Origin of the sequence: Paenibacillus sp. EKM212P, from assembly GCF_011066115.1 — a bacterium.
Taxonomy (GTDB): Bacteria; Bacillota; Bacilli; order Paenibacillales; family Paenibacillaceae; genus Paenibacillus; species Paenibacillus polymyxa_B.
Window position 1 is genome coordinate 100,207 of sequence record NZ_JAAMNR010000002.1, and the last position, 25,683, is coordinate 125,889.

Annotated in this window: 24 protein-coding genes; 3 read left to right on the top strand and 21 right to left on the bottom strand. The window is 45.3% G+C overall.

Going from position 1 to position 25,683, the window contains the following annotated elements; genetic code table 11:
* Nucleotides 1–117: 117 nt before the first annotated feature.
* The gene (gene glsA, locus G9G54_RS06580) at nt 118–1,056 is read left to right on the top strand and encodes a glutaminase A (protein ID WP_061828299.1); all 939 of its coding nucleotides are present in this window, start codon (nt 118–120) and stop codon (nt 1,054–1,056) included.
* A 73-nt stretch (nt 1,057–1,129) separates the two neighbouring features.
* On the opposite strand, the gene G9G54_RS06585 is transcribed toward glsA, so the two are convergent.
* Nucleotides 1,130–1,996 (bottom strand): VOC family protein, encoded by an 867-nt coding sequence (locus G9G54_RS06585; protein WP_165176897.1) that lies wholly within the window; start codon nt 1,994–1,996, stop codon nt 1,130–1,132.
* Nucleotides 1,997–2,045: 49 nt separating this feature from the next.
* Nucleotides 2,046–2,459, bottom strand: coding sequence for a DoxX family protein (locus G9G54_RS06590; protein WP_165176899.1), 414 nt, complete (start codon nt 2,457–2,459; stop codon nt 2,046–2,048).
* A 271-nt stretch (nt 2,460–2,730) separates the two neighbouring features.
* On the opposite strand from G9G54_RS06590, the gene G9G54_RS06595 reads away from it, so the two are divergent.
* A complete protein-coding gene (locus G9G54_RS06595; protein ID WP_165176901.1) occupies nt 2,731–3,270 on the top strand; it encodes a helix-turn-helix domain-containing protein in 540 nt (179 codons plus the stop codon).
* Between the two features lie 125 nt (nt 3,271–3,395).
* Here G9G54_RS06595 and G9G54_RS06600 read toward each other — a convergent pair whose 3' ends face one another.
* From G9G54_RS06600 to G9G54_RS06640, 9 genes are all read right to left on the bottom strand, one after another.
* The gene (locus tag G9G54_RS06600) at nt 3,396–4,400 is read right to left on the bottom strand and encodes a copper amine oxidase N-terminal domain-containing protein (protein WP_165176903.1); all 1,005 of its coding nucleotides are present in this window, start codon (nt 4,398–4,400) and stop codon (nt 3,396–3,398) included.
* 41 nt (nt 4,401–4,441) lie between these two features.
* Nucleotides 4,442–5,563 carry a phosphodiester glycosidase family protein gene (locus G9G54_RS06605; protein ID WP_165176905.1) on the bottom strand — a complete coding sequence of 374 codons (1,122 nt, stop codon included), beginning with the start codon at nt 5,561–5,563 and terminating at the stop codon, nt 4,442–4,444.
* 221 nt (nt 5,564–5,784) lie between these two features.
* Nucleotides 5,785–7,251, bottom strand: a complete 1,467-nt coding sequence (locus tag G9G54_RS06610; protein ID WP_061828294.1) for a potassium/proton antiporter — start codon at nt 7,249–7,251, stop codon at nt 5,785–5,787.
* A gap of 200 nt (nt 7,252–7,451) precedes the next feature.
* A complete protein-coding gene (gene fumC, locus G9G54_RS06615; RefSeq protein WP_025722755.1) occupies nt 7,452–8,840 on the bottom strand; it encodes a class II fumarate hydratase in 1,389 nt (462 codons plus the stop codon).
* A gap of 164 nt (nt 8,841–9,004) precedes the next feature.
* Nucleotides 9,005–10,549, bottom strand: a complete 1,545-nt coding sequence (locus tag G9G54_RS06620; RefSeq protein WP_165176907.1) for a 2-isopropylmalate synthase — start codon at nt 10,547–10,549, stop codon at nt 9,005–9,007.
* Between the two features lie 101 nt (nt 10,550–10,650).
* Nucleotides 10,651–11,352 carry a FadR/GntR family transcriptional regulator gene (locus tag G9G54_RS06625; RefSeq protein WP_023988876.1) on the bottom strand — a complete coding sequence of 234 codons (702 nt, stop codon included), beginning with the start codon at nt 11,350–11,352 and terminating at the stop codon, nt 10,651–10,653.
* A gap of 155 nt (nt 11,353–11,507) precedes the next feature.
* Nucleotides 11,508–12,527, bottom strand: coding sequence for an aldose 1-epimerase (locus G9G54_RS06630; protein WP_013310435.1), 1,020 nt, complete (start codon nt 12,525–12,527; stop codon nt 11,508–11,510).
* Between the two features lie 137 nt (nt 12,528–12,664).
* Nucleotides 12,665–13,468, bottom strand: a complete 804-nt coding sequence (locus tag G9G54_RS06635) for an MBL fold metallo-hydrolase (RefSeq protein WP_165176909.1) — start codon at nt 13,466–13,468, stop codon at nt 12,665–12,667.
* Between the two features lie 126 nt (nt 13,469–13,594).
* Nucleotides 13,595–13,891: a hypothetical protein gene (locus G9G54_RS06640; protein ID WP_061828288.1), complete on the bottom strand. Its 297-nt coding sequence runs from the start codon at nt 13,889–13,891 to the stop codon at nt 13,595–13,597.
* 162 nt (nt 13,892–14,053) lie between these two features.
* Between G9G54_RS06640 and G9G54_RS06645 the strand changes: the two genes are divergently transcribed.
* On the top strand, nt 14,054–15,286 hold the full coding sequence (locus G9G54_RS06645; RefSeq protein ID WP_165176911.1) for an aminopeptidase: 1,233 nt from the start codon (nt 14,054–14,056) through the stop codon (nt 15,284–15,286).
* Nucleotides 15,287–15,724: 438 nt separating this feature from the next.
* On the opposite strand, the gene G9G54_RS06655 is transcribed toward G9G54_RS06645, so the two are convergent.
* From G9G54_RS06655 to G9G54_RS06700, 10 genes are all read right to left on the bottom strand, one after another.
* Nucleotides 15,725–16,843: a glycerol dehydrogenase gene (locus tag G9G54_RS06655; protein ID WP_165176913.1), complete on the bottom strand. Its 1,119-nt coding sequence runs from the start codon at nt 16,841–16,843 to the stop codon at nt 15,725–15,727.
* Between the two features lie 36 nt (nt 16,844–16,879).
* Entirely contained in the window at nt 16,880–17,887 is a 1,008-nt protein-coding gene (gene bioB / locus G9G54_RS06660) for a biotin synthase BioB (RefSeq protein ID WP_165176915.1), read from the bottom strand.
* Between the two features lie 211 nt (nt 17,888–18,098).
* Entirely contained in the window at nt 18,099–19,400 is a 1,302-nt protein-coding gene (locus G9G54_RS06665; RefSeq protein ID WP_185156284.1) for a hemolysin family protein, read from the bottom strand.
* A 388-nt stretch (nt 19,401–19,788) separates the two neighbouring features.
* Nucleotides 19,789–20,241, bottom strand: coding sequence for a spore coat protein GerQ (gene gerQ / locus G9G54_RS06670; RefSeq protein WP_165176919.1), 453 nt, complete (start codon nt 20,239–20,241; stop codon nt 19,789–19,791).
* A 56-nt stretch (nt 20,242–20,297) separates the two neighbouring features.
* A complete protein-coding gene (locus tag G9G54_RS06675) occupies nt 20,298–20,720 on the bottom strand; it encodes a cell wall hydrolase (RefSeq protein WP_061828283.1) in 423 nt (140 codons plus the stop codon).
* A gap of 120 nt (nt 20,721–20,840) precedes the next feature.
* On the bottom strand, nt 20,841–21,590 hold the full coding sequence (locus G9G54_RS06680) for an SDR family NAD(P)-dependent oxidoreductase (RefSeq protein ID WP_165176921.1): 750 nt from the start codon (nt 21,588–21,590) through the stop codon (nt 20,841–20,843).
* Nucleotides 21,591–21,726: 136 nt separating this feature from the next.
* On the bottom strand, nt 21,727–22,122 hold the full coding sequence (locus tag G9G54_RS06685; RefSeq protein ID WP_013371386.1) for a DUF2500 domain-containing protein: 396 nt from the start codon (nt 22,120–22,122) through the stop codon (nt 21,727–21,729).
* Nucleotides 22,123–22,310: 188 nt separating this feature from the next.
* Complete coding sequence (locus G9G54_RS06690; protein ID WP_061828281.1) at nt 22,311–22,493, bottom strand: hypothetical protein; 183 nt, start codon at nt 22,491–22,493, stop codon at nt 22,311–22,313.
* A 153-nt stretch (nt 22,494–22,646) separates the two neighbouring features.
* Nucleotides 22,647–23,897, bottom strand: a complete 1,251-nt coding sequence (locus tag G9G54_RS06695; RefSeq protein ID WP_165176923.1) for a WD40/YVTN/BNR-like repeat-containing protein — start codon at nt 23,895–23,897, stop codon at nt 22,647–22,649.
* Nucleotides 23,898–24,061: 164 nt separating this feature from the next.
* Nucleotides 24,062–25,453, bottom strand: coding sequence for an amino acid permease (locus G9G54_RS06700; RefSeq protein WP_165176925.1), 1,392 nt, complete (start codon nt 25,451–25,453; stop codon nt 24,062–24,064).
* Nucleotides 25,454–25,683 lie beyond the last annotated feature (230 nt).

Genomic DNA, 25,683 nt, shown 5'->3' on the forward strand with positions numbered 1-25,683 from the left:
CAAATTCAATTGAAACTTGTCTTTCGACCAGAAATATCTTTAGAATAGGCGTATAGCTATCACTTCTTACTCTACAATAAAATACCACAGATTGGTTACTCGACTGGAGGAAACTAAATGACATCGGAGTGGCAGAGATTACAGACCAAACTGCCGGAATGGGTAGAACAAAGCCGTCATGAGTATATTCATGGCAAGGTAGCAGCATATATTCCCGAGCTGTCCAAAGCACCAGCCGACGCGCTGGGTGTTGTTGTAATGAACGGTGCGGGCGAGACCGTGGTAGCCGGGGATACGGAAATCCAATTTACGATGCAAAGTATCTCAAAGGTATTTACGCTCATTCTGGCCTTGATGGATAATGGAGAGGACGTTGTCTTCTCTAAGGTGGGTATGGAGCCTACCGGAGACCGTTTTAATTCCATGCTAAAGCTAGAACTAGTTGAGCCGGGCATTCCATTTAACCCACTGATTAACGCCGGAGCAATCGCAGTCTCCTCTCTGATTCGCGGGAACAGTCCAGAAGAGAGATTTGCCCGTGTTCTCCAATTTTTCCGCCTGCTTACCCACAATGACACATTGGAATATGATCAGGATGTCTACGATTCAGAATCAGCTACAGGCCATTTGAACCGTTCCCTTGCTTATTTTCTAATGGAAAAAGGAATTTTAAGAGGTCATGTGGAGGATGTGCTTGAAGTTTATTTCAGACATTGTGCTGTCAAATTGAACTGTACTGATTTAGCTCGTATGGGACTTGTATTAGCTTACAATGGTCGAGATCCAGTGACAGGTATACCGCTGATTCCCCGCCGCTATGTACAGATCGCCAAAACATTTATGACGACATGCGGCATGTATGACGCCTCAGGGGAATTCGCCATTCAAGTCGGACTACCTGCCAAAAGCGGCGTATCAGGCAGTATTATGACGATGGTACCCGGACGATATGGCATTGGACTGGTTGGACCTTCTCTGAACCGTATGGGCAACAGTACAGCTGGTGTACACTTGCTGGAGAAGATGTCTCGGGATTTGGACTGGAGCTTGTTCTAAGTATACGAAAAAAGGGTATTCCCAGCCTTTACGGCTTAATAGGAATACCCTTTTTTGTTACGTGCCTTCTTTGTTACGAGATTTGACCGTTAATCAGTTTAATTTGAATGCGGAACGGATCAGCTACATACTTGGCGCCCTCGCGTTCTTGCACTCCATAGCCTGCTGCCTCTAAACGAGCGACAATGGCATCCAATTCCTTCTGATCTGGTACGATCAATTCAAAATAATCCAATCCGGCAGCGTGCTCAGGAGCTGGTGGTGCTCCTTCACCTGCCCATATGTTCAAGCCCATATGGTGGTGGTAACCACCTGCGGAAACGAACAAGGCTGAAGAGCCATACCGGCAAGTAATATCAAAGCCAAGCACATCGCAATAAAATTGCTGTGCTTTGAGCAAATTAGACACATGGAAGTGGACGTGCCCGATTACCGTTCCCTGCGGTAGTCCCTGCCAAGGTAGATTTTCGGAAATCGCAACCAAGTCTTCTGCATCCACGGGATCTGTTCCCATAATGTAAAATCCATTTGCATCCTTTTTCCACTGATCACGGGGACGATCTGCATAGATTTCAATTCCGTTATTATCGGGATCATGGATATATAGGGCTTCACTTACATCATGGTCTCCCTGTCCGATTTCAATCTCATGAGCCAGCAGATTACGCAAAGACAGGCCCAGAGCTACACGGTTTGGGACAAGAATAGCAAAGTGATATAACCCGGCAGCAGATTGACGCGGCAGAATAACTGCATTTTCAATATAGTTAAGGATCAGTAGCGCATGCTTCCCATCGACAGTCAATTCAGCGGTTTCCGCCGTTTGACGCAGCAGCTGAAAACCAACGACCTCTGTATAAAATTGAATAGAACGCTCCAAGTTACTAACCTTTAATGAAACCTGCCCGATTTTGGTGTTGTCATGAATATGTGCTGTCATGAGATTTCCCTCTTTCTACATGGATTGGAGGACTAAAGCTAATCAAAAATTATTGTTTGGTTGACTCACGACGGCTGAACAAAGAATCCAGAGACAAGCGAGTCGTTGGTGCAAATACCAGATGAAGAGCTACCAGAATAAAAGCAATATCCAGCTCATAGCCAGCGCCTTGATCATTCCCCATCAATCCGCCGGACAATTTTGCTGTAAAAATGGCACCGATCAAAACAATTACAAATAGCCCAGATACATAGCGGGTAAGCAATCCAAGAATCAATGCAATCCCGCCGACCAACTCAATCACCGCAACGACATAACCTAAAAATCCTGGAACGCCAATACTGGAAAACCAGCCTGCCACATTACCCAACCCCATTTGGAATTTAGCAATTCCGTGTGCCAAAAACAAAATTCCCAGCGCCACCCGCATAATTGTAGAAATGTTTTTGCTTGCTGAACTCATGTTTATCTCTCTCCATTCTGTTTGTTTATTACACTCATACAAGTGCATATGAATAATTAATTTATATTACTAATAATTTGGTTAAAAAAATAATACCGTCCCGATCTAAGCTGCAACACATTTGGATGAATCAAACTCAAATTATTAGTAATAGGAATAATTATTTTGTAATGTGAATTTATCATAAGAAACTGTAGTCTGTCAACAAATTATTTGGTATGATAAATATTAAATTAGTATACATTATATTCCCTTAAAGGAGGAACGCTCTATGGGTATAGGATGCAACATACGCGCCGCTCGTAAACGTAAAAATTTATCCATCCAGCAAATATGTGAACGAACCGGACTATCGCAAGGGTTTATGAGTCAAGTAGAAAATAATAAAACCTCCCCTTCCATCGCAACATTGGACAGTATCGCAAATGCGCTTAAGGTTCCCCTTGCTTTTCTGCTTCTTAAAGAAGAGGAACGGATGCAAGTGATTCGCAAGGACGAGCGTCGTAAAACCTTATATGGTAAAAACAACCTCCAGGTTGATCATTTGGGAGGGCAAGGAAACGTTAAAATGATGCTGGTGGACATGCCGCCAGGCTCGTCTACAGAAGAGGAGCATGCTCATGGGGGGGATGAGATTCATTTTATCTTGGAGGGCACGGTATACGTGGAGCAAGGCGAGGATTCGGCTACTCTGGAAGCAGGGGATTCCTTTAGCTGGAGAGCAGCTATCCCCCACTATGCCAAAAACGTAGGAGAAAACAACGCACGAATTCTGATCTCCGTGTTTCTCGAAGCAGATAATGACGCTTAATCGATATTTACGCAAGCACGAAGCAACAAAAATACAAATCCTATCGAAAAAAGCGCGTACCGGAAGTATCTTTACTTCAACGATCCGCGCTTCTTATATTTTCATTTGCTATTGCTGCTCTTAACTTATTCCATCGCCTGCTGGACATCTGTACGCGATTCCCACGGTAGCTTGAAGGTTTTCATAATTTGTTTGGTATCGGCCGGGAGTCCAGTTATCGGATCACCAGTAGTACCCAGCAGTTCTTCTTTTTTATCCGTAGTAATACGCCCATAGAAAGTGGTACTGCTGTCTCCCCATCCTGTAGTGAACTCGTAGATCAGCGGCTTATTTATTTTCGGATAAGTTCCCCACTGATTTTTGGCTTTATTCTCCAAAAAACGCCCCAGCGGGTCGTATTCCATTGTAAATTCTTTATCAAAGGGAGCTCCCACATACCCTTGATAGGTGACAATCGGAAAACCGTCCTTCACTTCAACCAGACTCAGCACATCCCCGTTCACTGTAAAATACCGTAATGCTTCACCTTGGGGGAACATGTAAACACTGGACAGAAGCTCAGTGTTAGGACGGTGTGCTTCTATATAAGGATGGACAGAACTTCTGTTTATGCGGATTAACGCTTCGCGTGCTGCCACGAGATCTCCCTCATATATTTGTTCTTTTAGTTTACCGTGAATCGGAGGCTGAATCTGAATCTGTGTATTTGTCTTCTCCAACGTATAACCTAAATCAAGCGAAACATCTCTCAGAGGTATATATACTTCTTTACTTACAACTTCAAAGGTAAGTTGCTGCTGGTTCTTACGTGATCGCTCCTTAAGAACCAAGGGTTCTGCCCACTTTTGTAGCGTGACCTGCTTCTTTTTGACATCCCAATGGTAGGTTGCACCCACAGCTTCGGCGAAAGGTTTAAGCGGAACCATGAGCTTTCCGTCGATCAGTAGAAGCTTAGCCTTGCTGTCTATAGGTTGACCGTTTATAACAATATCTATGAACTGCGTTGATTGAGACGCTATGGCACCCTGTTCAGCAGCTTCGGCAACCGCTTGATGCATTGTGGTCGAGAGTAAGGATAGCATTAACAAGGCGACAAACAATCGCTGAAATTCTGCTCGTTTTAGCTTCATCATCAGTCTCCGTTCACTTAATGAACTTGTTCATTCCTGATCTATCTCTTTTTGGCTGCGTCAATGTCTCCAGGATTCAAACCTTCCCATATGTTCGGGATACTAACGGTCTCTGGATGCTCAAATACGAGAAACGCAGTCGGCAAATACCGCTCTCCGTATTCAGAAGAAGGCTTGTTTACAATGGCATTATCCTTGACGAGCACCGTTGAAGAACCTCCATCCAGATTAGCACCGATAACCGCTCCATGTTTAAGCAAAATATTTTGCATATCATACAAGTTGGCACCAATGCTGTACCCAGGCTGACGACCGTCGATGGTCACGAATATAATGGCCCCGTCTGCTCTTTGCCCCATTGCGGTACGGGGAGCGATTCCCCACCCCTCGCTTGCATTGCGAATCAAACCTTTCCCATTCACGATTAGGCGTGGTTGAAAAGTAACCGCTTCTTGCACATTCATTTTGGACAACTCGGACAACGAATAGTGACCGGCTATCATTTTTCCCTGTTTATCAATACCTACGATTTGAACAGAGGCATTTTTGCCCATATCATTGTAGTATATCTCTCCCTGGGAAATGACAACGCCAATCGGTTTAAAACCATTCCCATTCCAGTTGGGATCGGCAAAGCCACCGCCATTTACGCCAGCAACAGCCCCTAAACGCTCGACCATACTAGATACCCTTTCTCCCCGGCCGACCTTGGCAGGAACCCCGAGCCGAATTTTAGTGGGGTCATGAACCGTCATAACATAGCCATGATAGTTACGGCCCGATACCTCTTCCACTTCAACCAGCGGCGTTTGTTGTACTTTGGTCGGTATCAGATCAGGCAAATTGATTGTGTGTCTGTCCTTCTCCTCACCCATCGCTTCAAAACGGGCCGAATATTCAGCCACACGTTTTTTCGCCTCTGCTTCACCGATAAAGTACTTCGCCCAGTGACGATGTTGGGTGGTGATCAGCGTATCCGCAGCCAAATAGCGCATGTCCTTGCCAGATGACGTTAAGAACAACCACGCACCACCCCCTATTCCTGCTAACAGGAATACAATAAAAAGTCGCAGCATAAAGCGACCGAATTTTCCTTTTCGTTTCTTTTTTCTATTTTTCTGCCTGCGAGCTGCTGCACGCTGTGGCAAGACTTCCGGTTTCATTCATCATCTCTCCTGTTATTAGTGACTTCTATTTTATTCATCACTATGGCCCATCAAATGATCCGTAACGATAGGCAGCGACATCTAACGACAATATCATAAACTAATTTTGTAGAATGATAGTGTCAATTTTTTAACAGATTCATCCACTCTGAAAAAAACACAGGAAAAAGTCCTCCACATGAATGTGAAGGACTGTAATTAAGGGTACTCTACGCTTTTTACGGAGCAGCCTCTGGTTCGAGCAGCATGAACAGTTCTTTCATCTGCTGTCGCTTGAGTTTGGGACTAAGCACATACAATGTATCGCCCGGTTCAATCACCGTCGTGCCTCTCGGGGCAATAATTTGCTCGTTCCGAATTATGGCTGTGAATAAAATATCTTCAGGCAACTGTATATCCTGAATCGCTTTGCCCGCAATCGACATCCCTTTTTGTACCTGAATGTGGTTGATTTCCGAAGTGGTTTTTCCCAGAGAAACTAATTCCAGCAGTGAAGGAGATGACGTCTCGTTAGGGTCCATCAAGCCAAGCTTCACCGCTAGCCACGAAATAGTGGTACCTTGAATAATCGCAGAAGTGAGCACGACGAAAAATACAACATTAAAAAACAAGGGTCCTACATCCATCTCATCCAGCAAAGGATAGGTTGCTAGTACAATAGGTACTGCCCCCCGCAGTCCTGCCCAGGATAACAGTGTCTTCTCGCGCACAGAGTACCTGGAAAAAAGTAAGCTTAGGAATACGCCTATTGGACGAGCCACGAGCATGAGGATGAAGGAGAGCGCCAAGCTTTGCCACGCAATGCCCAGCAATTGATCGGGAAAGACCAATAGCCCGAGCAGGACAAACATCATAATCTGTACCATCCAGGCGAAACCATTGTTAAAATGGATAATGGATCGCTTGTAGGTCAAGTCGGAATTTCCCAAGACAATGGCCATGACATAAACCGCCAGCAATCCGCTTGCCTCCAGTAACGATGCCGCCGCATACGTCAAGACCGCAAATGCCAGCGCCATCACAGGATACAAACCGGATGAATCAAAATTCATTTTATTAATCGCATATACACCTATGCGTCCGAGTACAAAACCAACGACTAAACCGAAACCCATTTCCCATAAAAATAACAAGATATGTATCCAAATGGATTGCTCAGGGTGATGTATCAGCTCAATCAATGTTACTGTGAGAAATACAGCCATCGGGTCATTACTGCCGGATTCCGCTTCGAGCGTTGAGGTAATTCGTTTTTTGATGTTTTTACCTCCTAGAACGGAAAACACGGCCGCCGCATCGGTCGATCCGACAATAGCGCCAAACAGCATGGATTCCATCCAGCTTACGCCTAAAATAAACTTGGCGCATACGCCAATAACTACGGTCGTAATGATGACCCCTAACGTTGATAATGACATTGCAGGTCGAATAACCGGCTTAACATCTGCAAACTTTGTCTGCATCCCGCCTTCAAACAAGATTACAATGAGCGCGAGAATGCCCACCAGCTGTGTGATAAAGGCATTATCAAAATAAATAAACTGACTGAGCACCATACCTACGGCAATAAACAAAACGAGCGCAGGCATACCGAAACGGCTGGAAAATTTGGTAGTCAGCACGCCAACCAGCAGCAAGCCGGACAGCAAAAGTACAATCAAATTAATAACGGTTGTCTGTTCCATACGGCTTCTCCTATCTTGAAAATAGATGTTCAATTTTTCGCCTTCTATCTATATACCCTCAAATCACACAGAATACTAATCCTAAATAAAAAATTATATAATAAAATCAAAAAATCCAGCTCATGGTTTGTGCTAAATCGCACTCCATGAGCTGGTTTGTATATTTTTTATAAGGCTTAAGCAGAGACTATCGTCGTGCTTTAGGCTTTAGGATGAATCATATGCGCAGGTACAACATATTGATCGAACTGTTCTTCAGTCAACAGCCCGCTGCGGAGTGCCGCTTCTTTTAGGGACAGCCCTTCTGCATGTGCAAGTTTGGCGATTTTAGCGGCATTTTCATATCCGATATGTGGATTCAATGCCGTCACCAGCATCAGCGAATTATTCAAATTGTGCTCAATTTTAGCGAGATCAGGCTCGATGCCAATCGCACAGTTGTCGTTAAAAGCAATCATGGAATCGGCCAGCAGATGAACAGATTGCAAAAAATTGTAGATGATTACTGGCTTAAACACGTTCAGTTCAAAATTACCCTGACTCGCAGCAAAGCCGATAGCTGCATCATTACCCATTACTTGCGTAACGACCATCGTCAGTGCTTCACTTTGAGTCGGATTCACCTTACCTGGCATAATGGAGCTACCTGGCTCGTTAGCAGGAATCGTGATTTCGCCCAAGCCGCTACGCGGACCACTTGCCAGCCAGCGAACATCATTGGCGATTTTCATCAAATCAGCCGCGAGCGCTTTGACTGCTCCATGTACGGCCACCACTTCATCGTGGCTGGTCAGTGCATGAAATTTATTGGGTGCGGAAGTGAACGTTTTGCCAGTGAAACTGGAAATTTCCGCAGAGGTTCGGGAGCCGAACTCTGGATGAGCGTTAATTCCTGTCCCTACCGCGGTTCCGCCAATCGCCAGCTCCTTCATGTATTGCACCGTGTCAATGATAATTCGCTTGCTCTTGTCCAGCATGGCATACCAGCCGCTTATTTCCTGACCCAGCGTAAGCGGTGTCGCATCTTGTAAATGGGTTCGCCCAATTTTTATAATATCCTTGAATTGCTCTGACTTCTGTTGAAAAGTCTCCTTCAGCTTATCAATGGCAGGCAACAAACGGTCCTCCACTGCAATGACACCCGCTACATGAAGCGCCGTAGGAAACGTATCATTTGAGCTTTGCGACATGTTTACATCGTCATTGGGATGCAGCTTCGTATCTTTTCCCTGCTCTTGTAACCATTGGCTTCCCAGATGAGCAATCACTTCATTTACATTCATATTGGACTGCGTACCGCTTCCTGTCTGCCATACAACCAACGGGAAATGGTCATCAACCCGCCCTGCGAGAATTTCGTCCGCTGCATAAATAATGGCGTCCTGCTTCTCCTGTGATAGCTTACCCAGCTTATAGTTACTGATCGCCGCGCTTTTTTTAAGCACCGCAAACGCCTGTATGACCTCTAATGGCATTTTCTCCGAGCCAATCGGGAAATTTTCCTTGCTGCGCTGTGTTTGCGCTCCCCACAAACGGTCTGCCGGTACCTTGATTTCGCCCAACGTATCCTTTTCGATGCGGTAGTTCAACTCATTTCCCCCTCTTGGCCTATGTAATTCAGACAAAATATGGTGCTCTCTCTTGCCTATTATACATTAAATTTCAAATGTTATCATTTATTTTGCAAGCGCTTTTTTACGATGCGGCCAGAGGAGGCGAAAGGAAATTTCATTTACAAGCATGGCTACTAGGTTCAACTAATGGTGATATTGCTTTTGCCATGGACTTCTTTTCTGCCCAGTAGCTTGTTCAGCGCATCGATGTAAGCTTTGGCGCTAGCTTCCAAAATATCAGTACTTGTGCCTCTTCCCAGAGCGGTGTACTCACCTTGCCTCAAAATAGCGTGTACTTCCCCCAACGCATCTTTGCCATATGTTACAGATTGGATCGAATAATCCTCCAACTCCACCTCTTCACCACTGGCCTTGTCTATAGCATGGAAAATCGCATCTACAGAACCGTTACCCATTGCTACTTCATCAATTGCTGTCCCATCTTGTTTACTCAACCGAATGGATGCGACTGGAACCGACTGATTGCCATAAGACACCTGAATGGAATCCAGTGTGTACATTTGAGGTGAGGCATTGCGGCTTTCGTCCATCAGGACGTGCAAATCTTCATCTAGCACCTGTTTTTTCTTATCCGTCAAGGCCTTGAATTTGCGGAACGCCTCTTGCAGCTGTTCTTCCGTCAAAGCATCAAACCCCATATCCGCCAGTTTTTCTTTAAATGCATGTCGACCCGAGTGCTTGCCCAACACAAGTTTACTCGTCTTCAGACCAATACGCTCAGGGGACACGATTTCATACGTTGTACGCTCTTTAAGCATTCCGTCCTGGTGTATACCGGACTCGTGAGCAAACGCATTGGCTCCAACAATGGCCTTGTTTCCCGGTACCGACATCCCCGTACGTTTGCTCACTAGGCGACTGGTGGCATACAGCTCCTCCAAAACCAGACTCGTTTGTGCACCATAAAGCTCGGTTCTGGTATCAAGGGCCAGTGCAACTTCCTCGATAGGTGTATTTCCGGCTCGCTCACCGATTCCATTGATGGTACCTTCAAATTGATCTACACCATTACGGATGGCCGCCAGCGTGTTAGCTGTTGCCATGCCAAGATCATCATGACAATGTGTGCTAAGTTGTATTTTTTCGATACCGGGCACTTGTTGCTTTACAATTCTAAACATTTCACCGAACTGATCCGGCGAGGCATATCCCACCGTATCCGGTAAATTGACGACTGTCGCTCCAGCACGAATCGCCATATCCACGACCTCACAAATAAAGTCCAGCTCGGTACGACTGGCGTCCTCTGCTGAAAATTCTACCTTGCTGAAATACTTGCGTCCATAACGAATGGCAGCTGCAGCGGTCTCTAATACTTTCGCTTTATCCATTCGCAGCTTATGTTGGCGGTGAATGGGCGAGGTAGCCAGGAACAAATGAAGACAGGCATCCTCAGCTCCTTGTAGCGCCTCTCTGACTGCATCAATATCCTGTTCCTTCGAGCGTGCAAAACCAACCAGTGTTGCTTGGGTAACCTGTTTGGCAATCTCCTGCATGCTGATAATCTCACCAGGCGAGGTTGCTGGAAAGCCAGTCTCAATCCGATCTACGCCTAATTTTTGCAGCTGAAGAGCAATTTCCACCTTTTCTGTGCTGGTTAAGCTAACTCCTGGTGATTGCTCTCCATCTCTTAACGTTGTGTCCAACACCCATATTTTACGCATACAGATACCACCTTTTGATTGATTTTAGGAGATGTTCGAGTAGAAGGCTTAAAATCCGTTTTATCATTCATCTGATCATCTGATGTTTAAGGATAAAAAAATTATGAACTTCCCATATGCTTTTGCAGCTCCAGCTTGGTGCCGTCCAAATGTTGAATGCTATACAGCTCGGCAGCCTTGCCATCCTGATCCCGGATTGCTTCATATATTTTTTCATGCTGCAAAGTAAAATGATTTTGCATCGCTGGATCGGTAATGAGATTGTTCAACGCCTTGCGAATGGCCTCTACAAAGCTGCCATATACGTCTGTAAGCACCTTATTGCGTGTAGCTCCGGCAACAGCCAAGTGAAAAGTGATATCCGCATCTAAGTACCCAGACAAATCTCCAGCGGCCAAAGTTGCAGCACGACGGTCCAGCGCCGCACGCATTAAGTGTAAATCCTCGTCATTACGACGTAATGCAGCCAATCTGGCAATCTCTAGTTCCAACACACTCCGCACTTCATAAACCTCAATAATTTCAGCACGGCTTAGACGGTAATCCAATGGCTCTTGAGAAGTTGTCGGTTGGCAGACAAAAGTTCCGTGTCCTTGCTTTTTCTCTAATAGACCGGCATGTACCAGAACGCTAACCGCTTCACGTACTGTAGATCGCCCAACTCCGAATAGCTTCATGAGCTCAGGCTCGGTTGGAATCTTAGTGCCCACATTCCATTCACCAGCAGCAATTTTTCGTTGCAGCTGTTCAGCCACTTCATCGGCGATTTGCTTGCGTTTGACGGCTTGAAAAGGAAAATTCATCTGATCATCTCCTGTTTCGTATCATACTACGACTGCTTGTCATTCTGCAACCTTTTTCGTCCTCCTTCCCCATTGGTCCTTACCTATGCTTTACATACCCAAATAAAGCCTGCACCGTTGGACACGATACAGGCCTATAAGGATAAATTTAAATGTTAGGATTTCGATTTATTAGGTGTAATACAATACAAACGGCTGGTTGCTTCAAAAATATGGCCTGGAGCCAGTGCAATCAATCCGATCTCCTCTGCTGGCAGGTCCGGACGATTCGGTGCATTGATCATGTTCATTTGCGGCTCAGGACAGATGAATTCCTTGTTCGCTTTGTTATTCCAGATCATCCAATGCTTATAAGCTGTGCCTACATCGTATACGAGGGTAGCACCTGTCTTACTGTGTGTCAGTTCCATGTAGTTGCGTCCATTTTGCGGAGCTGCCGTGTAATGATTATCCATAGAGGCAAAATAAGGACTAACTCCCGTCGTCTTCAGCAGTTCCTCTTCCGGAGATAAAGGCTGGAACTGACCTGTGGCCAACAACCGTTCCGTCAGCTCACGACGCTCACCGATTGTGACCTTAATCTTGTAATCCTCAGGCGAGCTATCGGGTACGAACGGAACGCGAATCGCTGTGTGAAAGGCAAATAAGTTGGGGATCGGTTGATCGCCCTCGTTATGGATCACATAACGCTGATGCAGGCCAAATTCGTCCAGGCTGTACGTTAACTTCATGGTAAAGGTGAAGGGTAAATAGCGGAACATGGGATGTCCTTCCCTTACATGCTGATTCATTACCACATAGCTACCTTGCTCCCCAGAACCGTAGTCCTCAACCTCCCACCGAACAGTGTGTAAAAAGCCATGCAGATGGTTGTGGGTCGCCTCTTCATTTATCGGCAGCTCATATGTAACACCATTCCACAGGAATTTTCCATCCTCATACCGATTCGGAGGAAACAGGAAAGGAATTCCGTAAACGGACGGGCTTTGCTTAAAAGCCTCTATGCTCTCAGCATCTGGCTCACGCAGAAAAGAATATCCCGTTTCATTGTCACGAAAAGAAATCAGATTTGCGCCGTTTCCCGGCAGGGCAACTGCTTCATATCGTCCAAATTTAAGACGAATCGCCGGTATTCCATAATAAAGATCACCAATTGCAGCATGTTGTTGTGTCATCAAAAAATCCTCCTTGATGAAATGACGATGTTTAATGAAAGCGTTTAGCTTTTGGCTTGACTATACCATGCTGAGCAAAAAAATTCCACGTCCACACAAAAAACGATGCCCCGCAAGGCATCGTCCTTCACACATCATTACACATAACGGCCCTGTTTGGGTACAGCCATGTGCTCAAAATCTCCCGCCAGTCGCTCCAGCTGATCTGTCAGCTCAGCACCATGCATGTAATGACCATGTCCTGTGACTGCAATCTCAGGCTTTAACTTGGCTAGCATTACCACCGAACGCTGCGCAGCTTGCCAATCTGTCGTAAAATACGCAGGAGGCCCATGTATTTCTTTTTCCTGTAAAATAACGGCCAGTGCCGATTCCTGTTTCACCGTAATAAAAGCGTCACCGGCCACCATTAACCTTCTTCGCTCATGAAAAAGCGATACATGACCAGGTGTATGTCCTGGCGTATGCAGCCACTTCCAACCAGGGGCACCGGGGACACTGCCATCTGGGGGCAGTGATGTGATGCGATCATCGAGATCTATAGCATCATTAGGGTATAAGAAGGAAATGCCCGACATTAAACCTCCCCCTACACTAGGGTCAGGTTTTTGATAATCCTTCATTCCCGTCAAATAAGGTAATTCCAAAGGATGTGCATAAACAGGTGTACCCCAATGCTGTACCAACTCAATAACCGATCCTACATGATCAAAATGACCATGTGTAAGCACAATAGCGATCGGAGGGCCAGTGAACCGTTCCTCTGCCAGGCGTATGATCGAGTCTGTAAATCCTGTCATCCCCGTATCCACCAGCACCCAGGAACGGCTTCCCGGCTCCCCAATAAAACACATATTTACAAACAGCGTCCGTAAGCTCAGGAGATCGGGAGCAGCCTCTTCATTTGCCGTCATTCCTTCGGTGAACAGATGATTTGCCAAAGCTTCACCCTCCTATTCACATGGAATTTCCTGTTAATATCGACCTTTAGGCTTCCCCCATGTCAGCAGATTATGCGGACACTGCTAAATATAATCCGCTTGTCACGAAAATAGACCATGTTTACATTACTCAGGTAATTTGCTCCATGCCGTATCTAGCAAATAGTCGAACAAATCATCGTTCTCTTCAATCCAGCTATCCATTTGCAGCATCTCTTCCTCCACCCGTGGCTCTCCCGCAAAATGGAGACTGTAATCCCATTCCTTTCCCCTTTTGCTGTGGAATGTGATTTCATATACAGAACTCTGTCCCTCTACTTTAAATACCACTTGGCCCAGATAAGCACCATTCTCATCTTTTGTCATTTGTGCCTGTTGAATATGTACTTCTTTCACTTCCTGAGGTGAATTTTGCTCTGTCATTCATCTATCCGCCCTTTCATTTTCACTAAATAGTACCAAAACTGATTTGTGAACCTTTTCGTTACATTGTACAATATATAAGCTATGTGTGGAATTTGCAAAAAAACTGTGCAAGTTACCCAAGCCTTGTTTAAGGCTTTTCGTGAAATGGAGGAAAGTTACATGTCAGATTTTCAACAAAAATTGAAAAAATATGCCGAGTTAGCCGTTCGGGTCGGCGCCAATGTCCATCCTGGGCAGACACTCATCGTTCATGCACCAATTTTGTCCGCCGAACTCGTGAGACTTATCGTCAAATCAGCGTATACTGCTGGGGCCAAGCTGGTTACAGTAAAATGGAGTGATGAGACTATTACTCGATTACAGTATGAACTAGCTCCTGATGAAACTTTTAATATTGCTCCCAAATGGTACGCAGCCGAAATGACTGAAGAGGTCGAAAATGGCGCAGCTGTACTGCATGTCATTGCAGAAAATCCGGATTTGCTTCAGGGAATTCCGTCCAGCCGAATTACTGCTGCCCAGCGTGTGCGGTCACATGAATTACGTCAATATCGTGAGTATCAAATGGCCGACAAATTCAGTTGGTCTCTGATTGCTTATCCTTCAGCAGAGTGGGCTGCCAAAGTATTCCCTGATCTGCCAGCTTCAGAGCAAATGGATAAACTGTGGGATGCCATTTTCAGCACCGTGCGTGTGGATCTGGATAACCCTGTGGAGGCGTGGAAAGAGCATTTGAAAACCCTTTCCAGCAAAGCTGATATTTTAAATGCCAAACGCTATAAAAAGCTGCATTATCTGGCTCCAGGCACAGACCTCACCATCGAGTTGGCAAAAGATCATCTATGGGTAGCAGCCGAAAGCGTCAACCAACAGGGACATACTTTTGTAGCCAATATGCCTACCGAGGAAGTGTTTACAGCTCCGCTCAAAACGGGAGTGAACGGTAAGGTCAGCAGCACCAAGCCACTTAGCTACAGCGGAAATATCATCGACAACTTTTCACTGACTTTTGAAAATGGACGTATTGTCGATGTACAGGCAGAGACCGGTTTGGAAACTCTTCAGCATCTCGTAGAATTGGATGAAGGTTCACACTATCTGGGTGAGGTTGCTCTCGTACCTCATAAGTCACCTATCTCTGATAAAAATATTTTATTTTATAATACGTTGTTTGATGAAAATGCCTCTAACCATTTGGCCATCGGTAATGCTTATGCATTTAACCTTAAAGGCGGCAAGGATATGACTCAAGAGCAGTTGGCTGCCAACGGCCTGAATTCCAGTCTGACACACGTCGACTTTATGATCGGTTCAGGTGAAATGGACATCAACGGCGTTACCGAGGACGGTACTGAGGAACCTATCTTCCGTAAAGGAAATTGGGCGATCTAACACGGCAAAAAAGGCTCTCACCGTTCATGCGGGAGAGCCTTCTTGCTTCATCCTATAGGCTATGTTAGATCTATTTTACAACGTGTTAATCCAAGAATTCGCTGCAATTCCAAAAACAATTTGTATCACGCTGATGATGAAAAAGACAATAAGACAATTTACAACTCTTCGATTGGTGGTTTGATGCATGGATAAAGATGATTTCACGTAAAACATGCTGACCAATATTCCTATACACACACCGAAAATCCCCGAAAATAGCAATCCTATAACCAAGCTGACCACGACAAAAGCCCAACTCCAGCCCGGAACTTTACTCACAGGAACATAAGGTTGATTGGACCCAAGATATACACCTTATAACATAAGTTGCAAGTTAAAAAATGGAAAAAAGGTCGCTGATCAGCGACCTTTGAATCTACTTTATTTCGTATGAGGTTAGCTTTTATGTCCAATTTTAGCCTTGTAGACAAGTGAATATTGGTCAGCCGCTAAAATCGCATCAAGCACATCATCCGCTGTGACAGCAAATGGTAGATTGTGAGCAGTTTCGCCTTCTTTGGTAGCAGCCTGGGCTACCCTGTATAAATCCTCTCGGGAAGCTTCCTGTAGCTTAATGTCTTCGAGCGTGACAGGCAGATCGAGTTTTAGATAAAAGTCAATATACCGCTCCACCTCGGACAAAGGTCTTTTTTCCAAGGCAAGCTGGACTAAGGTGCCAAAAGCTACCTTCTGACCATGTGTCAGGTGATGAATATCCCCTTCCAGAACGGTAAAACCATTGTGAATCGCATGTGCGCCTGCCAAACCGCCGCTTTCAAAGCCCAAACCGCTTAGCAACGTATTGGCTTCGACTACCGCTTCAAGCGCAGGTGTGACGACTTTGCGTTTCACGGATTCATAAGCCTGCAGACCGTAATCGAAAAGAACTTCCTCACACTTGGACGCAATGGCTTCTGCCGCCAGGGTTGGCAAACCACCAGCCATTGTCGTTGCGCGAGCTTCAATGACCGCACGGACCTCAATCCACGTTGCCATGGCATCTGCAATGCCTGAGGAGAGGAACAAGGGCGGCGCTTGAGAAATGACTTTCGTGTCCACCAGGATCAGGCTCGGATTTTTACTGAAAAAGGTATACGTATCAAATGCACCCTCATCGGTGTACAAAACAGATAGTGCACTAGTAGGGGCATCTGTAGAAGCAGTCGTTGGAATAATCACAACTGAGGAACCGAGTAGTTCATTAACGGCTTTGGCCGTATCCAGCGTTTTACCACCACCTACACCAATGACAATATCGACCTGGGCGCTTCGTCCCTGATCCGCAATACGGTTGACTTCATTTTTCGATGCTTCCCCTTGAAACTCAATTTTAACCGCCGTAATATCAGCCTGTTCCAGACTTTTTACTACGCGGTCGGCTGCAATCTCCCAAACCAGCTTGTCCGCAATAACCAAGGCAGTATGACCTAATGGCTTAACATACTCACCTGTTTTATCAATCACATTTTTCCCTTGCACATATTTACCTGGACTAATAAATACTTTTTCGCTCATCGTTTAACTCTCCCTTCCAAGTTTGTACAATTTCTATTATACGGTTGAAAGGGCACACATCTCAATTTCGAAACCAAGATCTTCAATCATTTGATGATCAAATGTGACCTCTTGGCCTTCTGTCGTTAAATAATCTCCTACAAAAATTGAATTCGCTGCATACAGGCATAGCGGTTGTAACGAGCGTAAATTCAACTCTCTTCCACCTGCAACGCGTATTTCTTTGGATGGACAGATGAAGCGGAACAGTGCCAGCACCTTCAAAGCTTGGATAGGTGATATTCGCTTTGCTCCTTCCAACGGGGTTCCAGGGACTGGATTCAAAAAGTTAACCGGAATAGAGTCAGCATCTAACTCCCGTAAGGCATAAGCCATTTGTACGATTTCCTCATTCGTTTCCCCCATCCCGATAATAACGCCAGAGCATGGAGACATTCCGTGAGATTGAGCCATTTTCACAGTTTCGACGCGTTGATCGTATGTATGTGTGGTTGTAATCGAAGGATAGTTGGCCTTACTTGTATTTAAATTATGATTGTATCGATGTACCCCAGCCTCTGCCAACCGCCGTGCCTGATCTCCCTTGAGAATCCCTAAGCAGGCGCAAATTTTGAGCGGCATCGTGCGATTAATTTCTTGTACTGCCTCAATCACCTGATCCAGCTCTCGATCTGTTGGACCTTTGCCGGAAGCTACGATGCAATACGTCCCTGCTCTCCGCGCTACTGCTTCCCTAGCTCCAGCCAACAGTAATTCCTTGTCCAGCATACTGTACTTGCTCACAGGCGCCGTGGATACGATAGATTGTGAGCAATAACCGCAATCCTCCGGGCACAGGCCACTTTTGGCATTGATGATCATGTTGAGCTTTACTTTTTTTTCATAAAAGTGATGTCGCACCTGAAATGCAGCTTGCATAATCGGTAATAATTCCTCATCGTCGGCTTCCAGTACCTCCATACTTTCTTCCAGCGATATACGGCTGCCTTGGATCGCTTTTTCAGCCAACAAGCCCCAATCTATAACCTCTTTTAGTAAATTCATACTTCTTGCCTCCCAAAATTTAATGATCATGTAAATGGATAAGATTTTCAACGTAGAGGAAGTTTCTTTGTTATTGTCAACCCAGACAATTATAATTAGGTTGACAATAACACGAACATCATATCAATTCATATCCTTTCTGTAAAGGAGGCAAATTAAAAAGCGACCCCACATCGTTCAAGGTCGCTCTCAAGATTTATTCCGTATTCCGTTATGAGACTCCTGCTTTTTCCACGATAATAGGCTGTTTTATCAGCCGAATACGTGAAATCCGCTTATTTTCAACTTCTTCTACCGTGAACATACATCCCTCAAACAATACAGACTGGCCAGGCTGTGGAGGAATAACCTCGACATGTGAGTATAGCCAGCCCCCTACCGTATCATAATCCTCATGATCAAGATCCAGTCCAAAGCGATCGTTCACTTCATCAATTAATAACATGCCGTCAATGGAAAATTCCTCGTCATTAATCTGCTCACAACTCGGACGTTCCTGATCGAACTCATCCTGAATTTCACCAACGATTTCTTCCATAATATCTTCCAGTGTTACCATACCTGATGTCCCGCCATATTCATCAATCAAAATGGCGATTTGCGTCTTGCTACGCTGCATGCGTTTGAGCAGATCACTAATTTGCGTAGATTCAGGGACAGCAAGAATCGGTCGAATCATCGTACGGGTATCCAGTGTGTTCGCCCGTAGAAGGTCCTTAATATGGATAAAGCCGATAATATGGTCCTTATCTTCGGCGCAGATTGGATAACGGGTTCTCATGCTTTCCGTCGCAATCGCGAGATTTTCTTCTGTGGACTCATTACTGTATAAGCAGATCATCTCAGTTCGCGGAATCATGATTTCCCTGGCGGTCGTGTCGGTAAAATCAAATATATTATCAACAAGCGCCAATTCCGTATTATCAATTAGTCCGCTCTTATTGCTTTCTTTCATCAGAATGCGTATTTCATCTCCGGTATGCGCGGAATCGTCATTTTCAGATACCGGCTCCAGACGGAATAAACGCAGCAGGCTGTTCGCCATTCCATTTAACGCCCATATGAATGGATACATCAACTTGTAAAACCAAGTCATCAGCATGGCTGAATACAGCGTAATGGTCTCAGATTTACGAATAGCTATCGTTTTGGGCGCCAATTCACCCAACACAATATGCAGAATCGTAATAACAATAAATGCAATAACCACGGCAGTACCGTGCACATATACCGCTCCTAATCCAGCGGCTGTAAATACAGGTTCGATCAAATGTGCGATGGCCGGCTCTCCGATCCATCCTAGTCCCAACGATGCTAGTGTAATACCCAACTGGCAGGCAGACAAATAAGCGTCCAAGTTGTGTAACATATTGGCGGCGTACACGGCCTTTTTATTGCCCGCTTCCACCAATGTTTCAATACGGCTGCCTCTGACCTTCACCATGGCAAATTCCGCAGATACAAAAAAACCATTCAATAGTACTAATGCAAAAACAATAAATAAGTTAAACATACTCGGTAAAGGGTCACTCAATATGCTCCCCATCAGCCGTCATTACGGCAGACAGGCGCACCTCCTTCGGATAGTTTCATCATAGACAGAACGATAACACATCATAAGCAGCGTCAACTTCCCAACACATTCACTCCCTCCGGCTTCCAAAGCCATATTCCGCATAAATGATTAGATCATTCATCAGCTTATATTTAATTATATAACTATACTCTATACAGTCAAACCACAAGCAATGTCAGAAAAAACAGCTCCCCTATCATTTAGGTCATAAAGCTCTCGTTTTCGCCGCTTACCATCAAGAAAGCTACTATATTTGAGAAAGATTATAAACAAAATACATCCCCTGCCGTCTGGCAGAGGATGTAAACTCATATATATGAAGGCATCAGCGAACCGGGGCACCCGGATTCCCGATGACGCCGGGATATTGGTACAACAATGGCTCATCAAACGTTGCATAGTCCAGGTTTAGCATCAGCAGAATGGTCCGTTTGCCTGTCGCCGGATCACTAATAATAATGTGATCCCGACCTGCTGCTTCCAGAATGCCTTTGAATATTTTCGCATTCCATTCCCGGTTATTTTCATAGGTCATATAAAAGGTTCCAGTTTTGCCTAAGTTCAAGCGTAAAATATTTTCGATGTATGATTGCTCGTATTGCGGAGTCTGAACCTGCACTACAGTACCCGTTGGTGTCATAGGGCTGCCACTACTTACTTGAGGTGGAAAGCCAGTCATAGGCTGCATGGTTCCCATTGGAGTCATCCCTCTTGGCCATTCGGGATATCCGTTGCCGGAAGCATAAGATACGGGACGGTAAGCTTGCTGTGAAATCATGTAAATTCCTCCTAAAATGGTTTTAATTTAATTCTTCAAGCCATTCTGTAAAGTGTCTAATATACATTAGGACAATCCTGTACAGACGGGCTAAAAAAGCAGTGGGCTTTAAAACGTCCGGTATTGGTCTGGTCATACCAAGTGCCCGGACAGTTTCCTGCTGGTCTGAAAAACCATAATGCATTGGATGCCGGATGTAGCTTTTCTCCATTGATTACACGCTGGGCAAGTCGAATGTCCCGATCACGGGCTTTCTGATAAAAATACCCCTTCTGAGTGGCTTCAAAACCTCCGGGGCTTTGAAACACCATGTCATTCATGAGACGTATCCCCCGGAAATCTAGGCAATTGGATAAAATTCGGTTCACACCGACATTCCCAACCATGAGCATCCCCATCTCGCCTTCACCTTCAGCCTCAGCCCGCATCAGCCGGGCGAGGGTCCTTACATCTTCTGAGTTGGTCTTGATTACAGCCACCGCGTCCCCTCCTCGCTTCTCCATCACATACCCTATCGTATGGTACAAATGCCCAATGGGTGACAGTCCAGAAAAATAAAAAAATAGCCCCAAGACTGGGACTACTCATTCAGGCTTTTATTATGGCTCATAAATCATTTTACGCGTCATACCACCATCTACTACCAGATTCGTGCCTGTTACAAAATCATTGCCGGGTTGTGTCAAATACAGACAGGCCCGTGCGATGTCCTTAGGGGTTCCTACTCGCCCAGACGGATGCTGTTGATGATCTTCTGCACGCAGTTGATCATAATCCCCGGTTTCAATCCACCCTGGACTGATGCAATTGACCTGAATCCCGTCCTTTCCTAGCGATATGGCCATCGCGTGTGTAAGGGCCCCAATCGCTCCTTTGGATGCCGCGTAGGCTTCTGTATCCGGCTCTGACATGAAAGCTCGTGTAGAGGTCATATTGACCACAGAGCCACCTTCTGCGTTTCGTTTCATCACCTTAGCTGCTTCCCTAGTGGCAATAAAACAGCTGCGTACGTTTGTATTTAGAATGTCATCCCATTCTGCTATCGTTAACTCATAAGGAGATTTCCATTTGGACACGCCAGCGTTGTTAATTAGCGTGTGAATCGTACCGTATTCTTCTTCCGTGGCACGGATTAGCGCTACAATATCTTCTTCCTTCCGCACATCACAAGGAATAAAAATAGCCTGATAGCCCTCGTTCCGGGCCGCTGCAGCGGCTGCGGCCCCCTCCTCCTCATTGTAGTCGGCAAATACAACATGGGCACCCTGAGCAGCGTAGGCAAAAGCGACCTCTCTCCCGATGCCATGCGCCGCTCCTGTTACAATAACAACTTGTCCCTCAAATGACACAAATCATTCCTCCTCTGAACTACACTGTTCTAGTATATATGTACCAAAATGTACTGTACAAGAAACATCTACAGCCCTCTACCCTGGCTTCTCGCAGAAGGCTGCAAATGAATCTAAAAAATAATTAGACTGAATTCTACATTTTAACCTGTTCCAAGCTATAGCGATTAAGTCGCTGAAACCCGATATACCTTGTACCCTGAAAAGTAAGCCGTCCCTCATCCCCTTCAGCGCATTGACCATATTCTTCCCCAGATACCTTAAACTCCATCCGGTCGCCACTTTCCACCTCGAAGGTTACGTAATAGAAAGTATAGGTACGAGTCCCTTGTTCCTCCTGCCGCCTCTGTTGGAGATGTGTCCTTCTGGCTGTAATTCGGGAACCGACCGTCAATACAGGCTGCCTTTTATTCCGACTCCATTCCATGACTTCCCTGCCTGCAGACAACACGACAATACCCAACACGACAACGAAAAATACGGGCAGTACCGTGCCCAGCCAATCGAACATCCATAATGACTCAAAACCCATGCACCGCACTCCTCTCCGCCAGGCATTTCACAGGGAAACTACCGGGCATCCTGCCTAACCTAAGCTTTCTATAACAGTATATGTATGTTCCTGCCCAAATTTGATAGCAACCCTTAAGAACGCCAAGAGCCCCCACGGAATTATCCGGGAGGGCTCAAGATATGGCGATATCAGAATGATGCATCGATTTACACATGTACAAGCTGGAGATAACGTTGTGTTTCATCCAGAACTTCATGATTTTCGTCTTCAGCGTAACGCTCTGCACACTGCTTGCAGTCCTCTTCAGTCGTGCAACCATAGGCATCCTGGCAAGTATAACAAAATTGAAGGTAGTATTGGGTTAACATATGATCCTGATTCGCTCTCATGCTTATCACTCCTATCGTTGTTTACAGGTTTAGTATAACAGCGGCTTATTTGTTAGTTTGTGATTTTTTTCACATATAGTCATATAAAATTTAAATTTTTTAAAAATAAAACGCCCTGGGAAAAACACCCCAGGGCAATCACCTTTATAGCGATTATAAAATTCTCCAGTTCGCACCGCCGTCCGTCGTTTTCAGCAGCAGTGACTTTTTGTCATCAAGGCGTTCCAAAAGAAGCCAACCCACCGAAGAAGAAGCGAAACGGAGCTTAACCGATCGTGGGTAGTCTTTTAGCTTCAAAGGTAGCACTTTGTTGCCTGTGAGACTTGTCCACGTCTTCCCCCCATCCATTGTACGGCTCATTCCGGTCTCGGTTATGATCCACCCTTCCTTTTCATTTAGAAACGTACGGCCAGGGATAATAGAATTAATGTTGCTACTCAGACCCAAAGGCACACCGTTCCATTGTGTCCCTGTATCGTTTGTAAACAGTCCGTTATATTTTATGGCCTTATCCCCATAGCAAAGAACCGGAATCCAGTACGAGGCACTGCTCCCTTTCAGAGACTGCTGGGCTTCTGCTTTGGCCTGAGGACAGCCCTGTATTCTGTTAGCTACCGGAGTCCAGGTTTTCCCTTGATTCAAAGTCTTGTACAACTTAACACTGTTATCCAGATTGATCGCTACAAACCCCTGATTGTTGGAAGAAAAGCTCATCCCCGCCAGGCTGCCCCGATCGGGTAAACCTGAGCCTGATTTGTTGGATGTCATACTCGAACTTTGCGCAACTTTATTCCATGTGGCTCCCCCGTCAGTGGTGTGATACAACAGTTTTTGTTGATCCTGCTCATTCAGATTTACATATGCCATGATCCAGCCAGTAGTTGGATTTACATATTGAATCGAGCTCACATGGTCCCCGCTTGGAAGCGCTGAAACATCCCAGCTCTGTCCTCCATCTGCTGTTCTCAGAATGACGGTTGCTGTTTTGTCCAAATTTTGACGGACAACCCAACCGTGACGAGAATCAGTGAAACTGATGTCCTTTCCATATTCAAGCTTGTCTTGAAATTGGACGTTTTCGGAGGGGGAAATATTATTCCATGTCTTTCCGCCATCATGAGTATCATAAAGCCGAAGCTCATTATGGGTAACTCCCCAAACTAACCCTTTATTGTTATCAATTAAATGAAAATCCGCTATTCGCGTCTGTACTACATATTTGGCGTTGGGATCGCCCACCTTTGGAGTCACTGGTGGATTAATAGTAATCGTCTGACCCTGGTCATCAGGTTCCTCAATCGGAGGTTTAGTTAACGTTTCTGGGGCTTCAGCAGAACAGGCAGTCAGTAGAATGCCCGTCAGTAGCAGTACTCCCCCTAAGAGCGCACGCCAGCGCAGTTTCATATAAAAATCCTCCCTCGATGGCATGCTGTAATCACGTGCCAAAAGCTTATCTGAAACAGAATTATACCATAAACGCCTCTATGTGACACTTTTCGCGTAATGTCAAAAAAAACCGGACCCTTCACAAAAGTGCAGGATGCCGGCTTTTTTTATACTAGAATTTATTAAGATTTACGGTTCAACAAACTTTTGTGGTATCCATAGAAGAAATAGATCAGCAATCCAAGCAGGAGCCACACAATGAATCCAATCCAGGTGCTAATATGAAGCTGAAGCATCAGACCGATGCAAACCAAAGCACTTAAAAGTGGGAGCAACGGAACCCACGGCACGGTAAAGCCTCTTTTCAAATCAGGGCGTTTCTTGCGCAGCACGATAACTCCTACCGATACCACAGCAAAAGCGAATAGGGTTCCAATACTCGTCAGATTGGTCAGTGCATGTAACGGGAACAATCCACTAGCCAATGCGATAATGCTGCCCACCAGCCAAGTGCTTCGAATTGGCGTTTGAGTTTTAGCATTTATTTTAGATAAAAAAACGGGTAAAAGGCCATCACGTGACATGGAGAAAATTAACCGCGTTTGACCATACAACAGCACCAATAAAACGGTCGTCATCCCCGCAATCGCACCGACTGAAATCAATCCGGCTACGAAATCCTGATGAATAAAGCGGAGAGCAAACGCAACAGGATCACTTACCCCCAACTGCGTATAAGGTACCATTCCCGTTAGCACAACTGAAACCGCAATATACAGTACTGTGCAGATCGCTAGAGAAGAGATAATACCGATGGGCATATTCCGTTGCGGATTGCGAACCTCTTCGGCTGCAGTTGAGATGGCGTCGAAACCCAGATAAGCAAAAAATACGATTGCCGCAGCACTCAAAACACCAGAAAATCCATAAGGCAAAAATGGTGTCCAGTTGTCAGGCTTAACATAAAAGATACCGATCCCAATAAATAGCAATACAACTCCGACTTTAACACAAACCATTATTAAATTGAATCGGACCGTCTCCTTGGCTCCGAGACTCAGTAACAATGTGATGAGCATAATGATGCACACGGCTGGTAGATCAATAATGGTTCCCTTGGTCGAATCGAAGGCTGCGGTTAAAGCCAGCGGTAAATGTACATCAAATCCAGCCAGCAAGCCTTGAAAGTAAGCAGACCATCCACTACTCACAGAGGCGGCCGCCACTCCATATTCCAGAATTAGGTCCCACCCCAGTACCCAGGCCAAAATTTCTCCAAATACAATATAACTATACGCATAAGCGCTCCCAGCTGCGGGAACTGTAGATGAAAGCTCCGCATAGCACAAGGCTGCTAGTACGCAGGCAATACCTGCAATAACAAAGGAGAGCATCAATCCAGGACCTGCATTTTCTGCTGCTGCCTTGCCAGTAATAACAAAAATCCCGGTACCGATAATACATCCTACACCTAGCATGGTGAGATCAAAGGCACCCATTGTTCTCTTTAAGCCACCTGTAGATCCGCTTTCCTCATGCGGGAGCAGTCCTGTTTTTTTTCGAAATAAGTCCATATGCCGAATCCTCTTTCCATAATTTCATGCGTCAATATCGGTGCTGCAACGCTTTAGTGCGTGTTCTTATCATTCGATTAATTATTAGCGAGCTCGCCTTTGAAGTCAAGGAAAAATGTCATATTTCTTTGCGGTGGGTTAGTATATAGGGTACACTGAGTTGGAAAGATAAATTTTTAAGTAATATCCCAAAATGAAAAGGTATACAACCCGAGAAGGAGATGAGGATT